Source organism: uncultured Methanobrevibacter sp. (assembly GCF_937881195.1).
Classification (GTDB): Archaea; Methanobacteriota; Methanobacteria; order Methanobacteriales; family Methanobacteriaceae; genus Methanobinarius.
The window spans coordinates 37,685-50,132 of record NZ_CALGFC010000025.1 but is presented as its reverse complement, the minus strand read 5'-3'; the positions used below and the strand labels follow the sequence as shown (position 1 = coordinate 50,132).

7 protein-coding genes are annotated in these 12,448 nt (G+C 25.0%); 4 read left to right on the top strand and 3 right to left on the bottom strand.

The features are described 5' to 3' along the window. Positions 1-38: 38 nt before the first annotated feature. Complete coding sequence (locus Q0087_RS03770; protein WP_297898348.1) at positions 39-545, top strand: hypothetical protein; 507 nt, start codon at positions 39-41, stop codon at positions 543-545. Between the two features lie 569 nt (positions 546-1,114). Beyond that, on the top strand, positions 1,115-3,373 hold the full coding sequence (locus Q0087_RS03765; RefSeq protein ID WP_297898347.1) for a DHH family phosphoesterase: 2,259 nt from the start codon (positions 1,115-1,117) through the stop codon (positions 3,371-3,373). Positions 3,374-3,655: 282 nt separating this feature from the next. Here Q0087_RS03765 and nth read toward each other — a convergent pair whose 3' ends face one another. The 3 genes from nth to Q0087_RS03750 form a co-directional block, all read right to left on the bottom strand. Then, complete coding sequence (gene nth / locus Q0087_RS03760; RefSeq protein ID WP_297898346.1) at positions 3,656-4,288, bottom strand: endonuclease III; 633 nt, start codon at positions 4,286-4,288, stop codon at positions 3,656-3,658. A gap of 128 nt (positions 4,289-4,416) precedes the next feature. Continuing rightward, positions 4,417-5,793 carry a 3-phosphoshikimate 1-carboxyvinyltransferase gene (gene aroA / locus Q0087_RS03755; protein ID WP_297898345.1) on the bottom strand — a complete coding sequence of 459 codons (1,377 nt, stop codon included), beginning with the start codon at positions 5,791-5,793 and terminating at the stop codon, positions 4,417-4,419. Positions 5,794-6,031: 238 nt separating this feature from the next. After that, positions 6,032-8,764, bottom strand: coding sequence for a valine--tRNA ligase (locus Q0087_RS03750; protein WP_297898344.1), 2,733 nt, complete (start codon positions 8,762-8,764; stop codon positions 6,032-6,034). 1,052 nt (positions 8,765-9,816) lie between these two features. On the opposite strand from Q0087_RS03750, the gene Q0087_RS03745 reads away from it, so the two are divergent. Continuing rightward, the gene (locus Q0087_RS03745) at positions 9,817-10,173 is read left to right on the top strand and encodes a hypothetical protein (protein WP_297898343.1); all 357 of its coding nucleotides are present in this window, start codon (positions 9,817-9,819) and stop codon (positions 10,171-10,173) included. Positions 10,174-10,380: 207 nt separating this feature from the next. Further along, positions 10,381-12,033 carry a phenylalanine--tRNA ligase subunit beta gene (pheT, locus tag Q0087_RS03740; RefSeq protein ID WP_297898342.1) on the top strand — a complete coding sequence of 551 codons (1,653 nt, stop codon included), beginning with the start codon at positions 10,381-10,383 and terminating at the stop codon, positions 12,031-12,033. Positions 12,034-12,448: the final 415 nt, after the last annotated feature.

The following is a 12,448-nucleotide window of genomic DNA, read 5'->3' as shown; positions in this document are numbered from 1 at the left end:
AATAAGATTTATATTTTATAATACACATAAAAATATTAATGAATAAAAAGATTATTATTGTAATTATAGTATTATTAGCTACTGTGTCTGTTAGTGGTTGTATTAAAACTCCTATGGATAATATAAATAATATTGTCCCAAGCTTAAATCAAAACATTGAAATTGGAGATGCAAATTATAATGAAGCTGTTAGCTATCTTAATTTACAAAAATACGACTCAGCTGAAAATAAAATACAAATATCCAGTAATAACTTTCTTGATGCTAAAAATAAAATCTTAGAAATTAATAAATATACTAATGAGATAAATGATACATTATACTTACAATATCTTAGTTTAATTGAAGAAGAATTAAATTTAAAAGAAAATGCGACTTCTAATCTCCAATTAGCAATACAAAAGTTTAAAGAAGGAGATAAAGTATCTGCAAATAATTATGTTACTACTGCTAACAAGCTTATGGATCAAGGAATAAGTATACAGAACCAAAGAAATAACCTTGTTAAAAATAATCCTGATAAATTTAGAGAAATTAATCAATGAAAAAATATAAAAATGTAATTATATTAATATAATCCTCATTATTTTTTATTTATTTTATATTGTATAATTTGAATATTCAAAAATTTAAAATATATATTAAATATAATAAATATGATGAATATTTTAATAATTAAATTGTTTCTATCTTATAATTTTTTAATAATATAATTGTTTTTTAAATATAATTATTTTAAATATACTAGTTATAATCTACTTATAATTATTTTTTAAATAAAATTATTTTTCAAAATATACTAAATATTTTTTAAATATAATAAATATATATTTTTTAATATATAATAATAGAATAAATAATTTAATTAAATTAAAATAGTAATTATTAATTTAAATATTATTTAATAATATAAATATTATTCTAATAATATAAGCATTATTTTAATAATATAATTATTGTTTAATAATACAAGCATTATTTTAATAATAAACTATTATTTAACACTAAATTATTCTAACAAATAGATTATTTTAATAAAGAGATTGCAAAGATAATAAGAATATTACAAAAATCCGTGAAATTATTCACTTAAATATCATTATAGAGGTAAAAAATGAAAAAAAAATGCCCTAACTGTAAAGGATCAGGATTTTCAAAAGTCGATCAAAAAATATGTGATTCCTGCGATGGAACAGGATTTCAAGATAGTTTTGAGACTAAGAACCATTTTAAAGGAGTCACTAATAATGCTAAAGCTAAATTTGATTTAGAAATAGAAGAAGACATTCCATGTGAAGTTTGCAAAGGAAAAGGAATGGTAGATATAAACGAAGAATGTGAAACCTGTGAAGGAACTGGTCAAATTAATGTTTGTAAATCTTGTAACAAAATACTTCCAGATAATATTGATTATTGTGAAGAATGTAAAATAAAAATAGAAAAAGAAAGAGAACTTAAAGAAAAAGAGAAATTAGAGAAAATGAAACAAAAAGAAAAACTTAAAAATCAGCCTACTAAGGTATTTGTATTAGACCCTCTTTGTGAGATGGAAGACTTAGAAGTAGACCTAATATATAAAGGAAAAATTACAAGAGTGGAAAAATATGGTGTTTTTGTTAGTTTAAATAATCAAGTTTGGGGATTAATGAGAACTGGAAATCCCAATTACTCTGTTGGTGACGAAATATTTGTAAAAATTACAGAAATCAAATCCCATAAAAGAGAAGTTGACATGGGACCAGCTAATATTATTGGAAATATAGAAATAGAAAAAGTTAAAAAGAACATAGCTAAAACTCAAATAGGATTATTAACAAACAAGAATATTGGTAAAGTTGTAAGAATAGAAGGAGAAATTATACAAATACAACAAACATCTGGGCCAACCATTTTTACTATTACTGATGAAACTGCTATTACATGGGCTGCTGCCTTTGACGAAGCAGGAGTTAGGGTTTATCCTCATATTGAAACTGGAGACATTGTTGAAATAATTGGAGAAGTAAATCAACATAGTGGTAAAATACAAATTGAGTCTCAAATAATAGAAAAATTAGAAGGGGAAAAAGAAGACAAAGTAAGAGAACTAATTGAAAAAGCATTAGATGAAAAAGCAGAACCAGAAAATGTTCCAACATTAATTGAAAGCCCAATTTTAGACAAATTACATCCAAAAATGAGAAAAGCTGCAAAAACAATAAGGAAAGGCATTATGGATGGTAGAACAATTTTACTTAGACATCATGCTGATGCTGATGGAATATCTGCTGGAGTTGCAATGGAAAAAGCTATTGTTCCATTACTGAGAGAAATAAGTCCTAGTACTGATGCAGAATGGCATTATTTCAGAAGATCGCCTAGTAAAGCACCTTTTTACGAACTTGAAGATGTTATAAAAGACTTATCTTTTGCACTTGAAGATTTAGAAAGGCACGGACAAAAATTACCACTTATTGTACTTTTAGATAATGGTTCTACTGAAGAAGATGTTCTTGCACTAATGAAAGCAAAAATATATGACATTGAAATTGTCGTTATTGATCATCATTTCCCAGGAGAAGTAATAGAAGGTAAAGTAGAAGTAGATGAATTTGTGGATGTGCATGTTAACCCATATCTTGTTGGAGGAGATTCACAAATTACTGCAGGAGCATTAGCTGTTGAAGTAGCAAATATAATTAATCCAGAAATAAAAGATTTAGTAAGTCATCTTCCAGGAGTAGCTGCTTTAGGTGACCATGCTGAATCAGAAGAAGCAGAAAAATATATAAAATTAGCTAAAGAAAAAGGATACAGCAGAGAAGATCTTGATAAAATAGCTGCTTGTGTTGATTTTGAAGCTTATTATCTTAGGTTTATGAATGGTAGAGGAATTATGGATACAATTTTAGCTGTTGATAATATAGATAAACATGAAAAACTTGTTAATGCATTATACAAAGAATATAATCGTAGAATAGCTACACAGCTAAAAGCTACACTTCCAAATGTTAAAGAAGAAAAACTAGCTAATGGAATACATTTTAATATTCTTGATGTTGAAAAGTATGCACATAAATTTACATTCCCAGCACCAGGAAAAACATGTGGATTTGTTCATGATAAGTATGTAAAAGAACTTGGAGAAAATACTCCAATAATAACACTTTCTTATGGTCCTGATTTTGGAGTTGTTAGAGCAACAGAAGTAGTACATAAAAAATTTGGATTTAACTTAAATGAAATTATCTGGGCACTTCAAGAAAAAATACCAGAAGCAGGGATAGATGGTGGGGGTCATGAAGTAGCTGGCTCTATAAAATTCGTTGAGGGTTTGTCAAAAGAAGTATTAAGCGGATTTGCTAATAAAATAGCAGCGATGGAAGAAAAATAGGCTTTTTATATTAATAATAGTTTATTGTTTAAAGAATTTATTTTATTTTATAATATTTTTTTATTATAAAATTTTTTATTCTAAATAATATTACTATTAAAATATATGGAAAAAATAAAAAAATTTAATCAAAAAAAAATAAAACTAAATTAATAAAATAAAACTAAATTAATAAAATAAAACTAAATTAATAAAATAAAAAAAAAACTAAATTAAGAAAAAAGATAATTAGAAAATTTAATTAAAAAACTAAGAAAAAACTTAAACTAGTAAAAATTTCAATCAATCTTTTTCAACTTCCATTTTATAATAATTGCATAACCCAGTGATTGGACATTGATCACATAATGGATGGATAGGTTTACAGATTGTCTGACCAAATTGAACAATTAAATCATTCATCTCAATCCAAAGACTTTTTGGAACTATTTTCATCAACTCTTCTTCAGTTTTTTCAGGAGTTTTTGTGTTTACAATTCCCCATCTATTAGGGATTCTATGGACATGAGTATCTACTGGAATAGCAGGCTCTTGAAACGCGAAAACGAGTACACAATTTGCAGTTTTCCTTCCAACACCTGGCAAATCAAGAAGTTCTTTCATATTATTCGGAACTACTCCCCCATAATGATCAATTATAATTTGTGAAACTTCTTTTACTCTATTTGCTTTAACCCTAAAAAAACCTGCACTTTTAATAAGTTTTTCAATATCTTCTATCGGTGCATCAGCTACTTCATAAATATCCTTATATTTAGAAAATAGTTGATTTGTAGCTTTATCAGTGTTGACATCCTTTGTTCTTTGAGAAAGAATAGTCCTAACTAAAACCCTATAAGGATCTCTATCTTCAAATACACGTAAAGTATATAAATTATTCAATTCTTCCATTATTTTTTCTATTCTTAAAGTCATTTTATATCCTTAAAATTAGATTTAGTATTATTTTATAGTATTATTCTTTAATATTATTCTTAGTATTATTCTTAGTATTATTCTTTAATATTATTTTTTTAATATTATTTTTTAAATTTATGCAAATATTAAATGCAAAAATCATCAAATAGTCCAATTTCTACCCCAATTTCTGCCATAGCCTCAATATAATTAGGGAAAGAAACATTAAATACTTCTCCTTTTTCAATGACTATTTCATGTTTTAGTCCAATTAAACTAAATGCCATAGCCAACCTATGGTCATTGTGAGATGTTACTCTGTTCGAAACTGAGTTTTTCAAATCTATTCCACTAAAAATCTCCATACCATCTTCATTTTCTTTTATGATACAGCCTAATTTAGAAAGTTCTTCTGCACATTTAGCTATTCTATCTGTTTCCTTATATCTTGCATGTTTAACTCCTTTAATCAAAGTTTTGCCTTTAGCTAATGCACTTAAAGCAGTTATAGTTGGAAGAAGATCAGGTGCATTATGTAAATCAATTTCAATGCCAATTAAATCACCAGTAGAACTTAATGTCACATAATCATTTTCAATTTCAATATGACAACCCATTTTATCTAAAATATCTAAAATTAATTTATCTCCTTGTTTAGAATCTTTAAATAAATTTTTAACTGTTATTTTTCCACCCAAAACAGCTATAGCACCTAATAAATATGATGCAGAAGAATAATCTCCTTCAACAGTGTAATTAGTTGAAATAAATTTTTGAGGTTTGATTGAAAAAAATGTTGATGAACATTTTTTATCATCTTTATTACAATTTTCGTGTTTAGTGAAAAGATCAGTTTCAATTTCAACCCCAAACTTCTCCATAACATCTAATGTCATAGCTACATAGGATTTTGAAATGAAATCTCCTTTAACTTCTAAATCAATTCCTTTTTCAGAAATAGTTCCAGCTATTAATAGAGAAGATATAAATTGAGAACTAACATTACCATCAATAGATGTTTTTCCACCAACAAAACCAGGTTGAACTTCAATAGGAGGTTTTCCATTTTCAAGAATAGATTTTGCATTGCCCCCTAAAGGTTTTAAAGCTTCCAAAAGCATGCCCATAGGTCGTGTTTTAAGAGATTCATCACCAGTGAAGATTGTATTGTTAGTTGATAGACCTGCAATTGAAGTCATTATTCTAAGAGTTGTTCCTGAGTTTTTCAAATCAATTGGTTTTTTTGAAAGGTTCTCAATATTTTTAACCCCTTCAATTTCCCAAAAACTATTTGAATTAGGATTATTCCCAAGTGAATTAAAATTAGAAGTATTTATTTCTGCACCAAATTTTCTACAAGCGTTAACTGAAGAAAGAGTATCTTCAGAAGAAAGAGGATCATATAAACGAGAAGTTCCCTCAGCAAAAGAAGATATGATAATAGCCCTATGAGTATAACTTTTAGAAGGAGGTGCTTTCACAATTCCTCCAATCTCCGATACTTTTTTTACTTTCAAAATCATGTAAATCTTTATATTTATATTAAGTTTATTAATATAATTGTATTAGATTATAATTAATTACTTATTTATTTTAAATATTATAATTAATCACTTATTTATTTTTAACATTAATTATAGTTGATTAATTATTTATTTTAAATATTAATTATAATTGATTAATTATTTATTAAATTTTAATACTTAAAAATTGACTTATAAATTAAAATTGATGTATAAATTTTTAAATAAATATTTATATTTATCTAATTATTTCAAAGATAACATCTAAATTATCTGCTTGAACAATATCAATTTTTTTACCACTTTTACCAACAATTTCTTTTTTCATATTAATATGTTCTTTAGTAATAATATTATCATCAATAGCTATTTCACCATCTTTCTCTAATAATGTACCTATCTCATTAATATCAGTTGTACTTAAATATTTTATGATTTTTGGAGCCTCTCCTTTAAATTGAGGTCCAATTTTATCCATAGCAGGAGTGATTTCAACTACTTTTTCGTGAATATCAGGTTTTCCTATAGTTAATTCCAGTTCATTTATTTTTAAGGTACCTTTAATATCCATAGTATAATCTTCAAAAATGGATTTTAAATCGTTATTGGTATAAATATTAACTTCAGATAAAGGAACATTTAGTGGAATCTTTGAAGAAGATTTAAATCGTCTTAAATCACCAATAAGTTCAATTATTAGTTGACCTTTTTCTTCTATGTCCACATCAATTAAATCATTGACAATTTCTGGCCAAATAATATTATTTATACTATGCATATTCTTATTAGTATTCTTATCTTCATTTTGATTTTTATCAAAATATTGATAAACTTCATCAGCAAAATGAGGAGTAATAGGTGCAAGAAGTTTTAAAGAAGTTTCAATAACTGTTTTCAAAGTATATTTTGCAGCTAATCTAGAATCAATACCCACATCATCATTGTAAAGTCTGTATTTTACAGCTTCAATATATTCATCACAAAAATCATGCCAAACAAATTTTTCAATTGAGTTGATAGCTACTGCAAAGTTATAACTTTCATAAGCATTAGATACTTCTTTATTTAGATTATTTAACTTTGAAAGTATCCATTTATCTAAAGGAAGTAAATTATTCTTTATATTATTAACATTATCTTTAATTTTTTCATTTTCTTTTTTATCAATAATTTCATCATCATCAAAAATATGCATACTAATAAATCTAAATGCATTCCAGAATTTTCTAAGGAATTTATAACCATATTTAATATCTTTCCAATCAAAAGGAACATCAGATCCTGGAACACTATTAGCTGCCCAAGTTCTAAGTGCATCAGCACCATATTCACCTATAACTTCTTCTGGACCAATAACATTTCCTCGAGATTTGCTCATTTTATATCCATCTTCACCAAAAACCATTCCATTTATTACAATCTCATCAAAAGGTTTTTCTCCCTCAAGAGCCAATGTCCTAAGAGTTGTATAAAAAGCCCATGTACGAATAATATCATGGCCTTGTGGACGTAAATCAGCGGGGAAATTATCTTTGAAAATTGGATCTGGCCAACCAGCAATATTTAATGGAGATATTGAACTATCCATCCAGGTATCTAATACATCTTCTTCTCCAGTAAAGTTAGTAGAACCACATTCACAAGATTCAATAGAAGGTTTCCTTTGAGTAGGATCAATAGGTAACTCCTCAGGCTTTGGAAGATGTATTTTTCCACAAATATCACAGAACCATACTGGAATAGGTGTTGCGAAAATTCTTTGTCTTGAAACACACCAATCCCATTCCATTGAATCTGCCCAATTAATAAGCCTACTTTTCATATGTTCTGGAACCCAATTCATAGATTCAGCAGCAGATTTAATATCATCAACCAACTTATTTACAGCTACAAACCATTGTTTTTTAACTAGTATCTCAATAGGAGTTTTACATCTCCAACATTGACCAACATTTTGATCAACTGACTCTTGTTTAAGCATACATCCTTCAGATTTAAGATCTTCAATAGTAGCTAACTTACATTCTTTTAAAGTCATTCCCTCATATCTTCCAGCAGCTTTGGTCATTATACCTTTTTCATCTATAGCTTCAATAATGTCTAAATTATGTTTATTGACCCATGAAACATCTGTTTTATCTCCAAAAGTACATACCATAACTGCACCAGTACCAAATTCTGGGTCAACTTCATTATCAGCTATAACTTTAACTTTTTGTCCAGAAAGAGGAACTTCTACTTCTTTTCCAAGAATATCCTTATATCGACTATCATCAGGACTAACTACAACTGCTACACATGCAGACATAAGTTCTGGACGAGTAGTAGCTATCAAAACACCATCAGAATTAGAATCAGCAGATGGAAAATTAACATAATTTAGAAATGTTTCATTGCTACTATATTCCACTTCAGCAAAAGCTATAGCTGTTTCACAACGAGGACACCAATTAACTGGATGAATACCTTGATATATTAACCCTTCATCATACATTTTAAGAAAAGATAATTGTGTTTTTCTCATATATTCTGGAGTCATTGTTATATATTCTCTTGACCAATCTTGAGAAAATCCCATAGATTTCATTTGATTTTTCATTAGAGAGATATTTTCTTTTGTAAGATCTACACACATATCACGAAATTTTTGCCTTGAGACATCATTCTTCTTAATGCTATTATTCTCCTCAACTTTAACTTCAGTTGGAAGTCCATGACAATCCCATCCCTGAGGGAATAAAACATCAAATCCTTTTAATCGTTTAAATCTTGCAGTTATATCAATGTAGACCCAATTTAAAACATGCCCCATGTGAATAGAGCCTGTTGGGTAAGGTGGTGGAGTATCAATTATATACCTTGGTTTTGTTCCATCTCCAATGAATTTATAAATTTGATTATTATCCCATTTTTCTTGCCATTCTTTTTCTTTTTTGTGATTATAATCTTTAGGAATATTATCTATTGTCATGTATCTTCTCCACATCTCATTTTCTAATTAGTTTTTTAATAATTATTTTTTTTAATAATAATTTATTTAAACAATATCAATTTTTAATAATACCAATTTTTATTAATATCAATTTCAATAATATGAATTTTTTATAATAATTCATTTTTAATAAATTATTCTTTTTCAATTAATGAATTATTAATTTAATAATATTTATATTAAAATAATATTTATATTAAAAATTTAAGAATATAAATTTAAAAATATAAAAATTCAAGGATATAAAATTTAGATATGTAAAATTTAAGAATATTATTTTCATGTTAATTTTATGATAATTTTATGATATTATACTATCTAAATATAGTATTTAATAGTATTTATACCAATAATATCAATAAATATATCTTAATTTAATGATATATTCTATTTGTTATAAATATAAATTCTGTTTCTTTTTTGATAAATAATTTATTTTTTTAAGGAATATAATGAATAATATATTATAGATAAATATTTTAATTAATAAATGAATAACTATATTTATTATAAATAATATAGATAATGAGTCTAATGTATTTTAATTAATGTATTTTAATCCAAATATATTTGAACCTAATATTTTATAATAGAAATGAATTTTTTATATTTATAAATCAAAAACAAAATTTTAAAATAAATAAAATATTAAAAAATTGAATATTTCTTATAATATAAAGAAAATTTAACTCAAATTTTAAAAGTAAATTTTAATAAATATTAAAAATTTTTAAAAATAAGTCTTATTGAAATATTGGTATTTTAATTTAAATGATAGATCATTAGCATTTAAGACTTTTATGAATAATATTATGTTAATCAATTTGATTTCTAAATAAAATGAAAATATTTAATTATTTATTCATTTTAAGTAATCAATTTAATATAATCAATAGATAAATAGTAAAATAATTATAATTAAATATATATTTAATAATTGTTTAAATATATAATAACTACTTAAATATACATTTATATCAATTTTTATACCAATTAATTAAATATAATATATTAAAAAGTATGGTGAAAGGATGGATTTATTATGGTTCTATATAGCTGTTGTACTAGCTATAAGTGATGAATTACACAGCTTAATCATGTGGAAATTCCTTCACAATTTTTACATAATATTTGGGGGACTTATTCAAGAGATAGTTTATTCTAACCTACAAGCATGGCTTATTCATGAGGGATTAGAAGCGGTATTTCACTTTTTTATATTATCAATAGTCTTTTTCTCAGTAGAAATTGGATTCTTGGGAGGACTGGTTCATTTTGTTATTGATGTTATCCACTCTTTGACAATAAAACATATGAGTCACATTGAGCATAGAGCATTGCATTTTGTTTTTGAATCACTATTCTTCATATGCATATTTGGACTCTAAAATCAATGAAAAAATTTATTAACACTAAAATTTTGTTAAGTTTAATAAATAATTATTAAATATATTTTAAAATTAAGTTAATAGATTATTATTAAAATCTTAAAAATAATCAAATTTTAAAAATAAATTTAATTAAAAAATTAAAATTAAATAATAATATTTAAAATAATTAAATATGTTAAAAAAAAAACATTCAGGAGATAATCGATGCCCGTAATTACATTTAAATATCAAGATTTAGAAGAGCTTGGAATTAATATTAAAAATGATAAGCTAATTGATATTTTACCTATGCTTGGAAGCGACATAGAAGACTTTGATGATGAAACCATTAAAGTAGAATTTTTTCCAAATCGTCCAGACCAACTATCAGTTGCAGGAGTATCCCGTAGTTTAAAAGGGTTTATATCACAGGAAATAGGCCTTCCTAATTATGAAGTCACTTCTTCTGGAGAAAAAGTATTTGTAGATAAAGAAATTGAAAATATTCGTCCATATATAGCTTTTGCATTAATTAAAAATGTTAAATTTGATGAAGATAAATTGAAACAAATTATGGATTTTCAAGAAAATTTACATTGGGTTATCGGTAGAGATAGGAAAAAAGTAGCTATTGGAATACATAATTTAGATGTAATTAATGGAGATTATAAATATATTGCAAGTTCTCCAAATGAAAATAGTTTTGTCCCATTAGAACACTCAAATAAACTAACTCCAAAGGAAATATTAGCTGAACATGAGAAAGGATCAAAATATGCAAAGTTAATATCAAAATTTGACAAATATCCACTTATACTTGACAAAAATGATAACATATTATCTATGCCCCCAATTATAAATGGAGAACTAACAAAACTTACTGAAAATACTGAAAATATACTTGTAGATGTAACTGGAACTGATGAAAAAGCTGTTAATCATACATTAAATATTATTTGTAGTTCTTTTGGAGAAATTGGTGGAAAAATTGAAAGTTTAGATATTGTTTATGAAAACAAAACAATTGTAACTCCGGATTTAACTCCAAAAATTAGAAATGTTAAGGTTGATTTATGTAATGAACTTATTGGTGGAGTTAATCTTAATGCTAAAGATGTTTCTGAGCTATTATTAAAAGCAAGAATGAATACTAAGATAATAAACGAAAATGAAGTTCAAGCAGAAATTCCTTCATATAGAATAGATATCCTCCATGAAGTAGACCTTGTTGAAAACGTGGCCATCCAATATTGCATAAATAAAGTTGAAGCAAAAATTCCTGATGTTTCAACAGTAGCATATGAAAATAATTGGTTTAAAAGTGAAAAAATCATTCGAGAAGTTATGATTGGTCTTGGTTTCCAAGAAATAATGAGTTTAATGTTAACAAGTGAAGAAAATCATTATACTAAAATGAAACAAAAAGAAGATAATCATGTTCAAGTATCAAAACCAATTACAATAGATAGGACAATGATTAGAAAAAGCTTAATAAATAGCCTTATGGAATTTTTAGAAGATAATAAGCATGAAGATCTTCCACAAAAAATATTTGAAATTGGAGATACATTATATATAGATAATTCAAAAGAAACAAATGTGAAAACTGTTAAAAAACTTGCTGGAGCTATTTGTCATTCAACTGCTAATTTTACTGAAATTAAATCTACAATAGCAAGTATTTTAGCTAATTTAGGATATAAAATAGAAATTTCTGCATTAGATAACAAAACTTTTATTGAAGGTAGAGTAGCTAGTGTTAAAGGAACTAGTAAAAATAGTAATATAAATGGTTTCTTTGGAGAAATTTCCCCAGAAGTAATAAGCAATTTTGAGTTAGAATATCCCGTGATAGCTTTTGAAATTGAATTTTTATAATAAATGTTTATAATATACTTTTTATTTATAAATTTTATATATTGAATTTATAATATTTTTTATAATATACTTTTTATTTATAAATTTTATAATTGAATTTATAATATTTTTTATAATATTATTTTTATAATATTTATTATATGATTTCTTTTTTACATATCCTTTTTTTATTAATAGTTAAGTTTTATCTTTTTTAAAAGAATAAGAAACTTATTACTAACAAATAAAATCATCTATTAATTTAAATATCCATCAAATAATTTATTTAATTTTTTAATTATTTGATTTAAGAATATATTTATATATAAATAAAATCTAATTATATATATTTATATCTTAATAACGATATAATCGTTATAACGACATAATTATTTTAAAGATATAATTATTGTAAGAATATAATTGATATAACAAC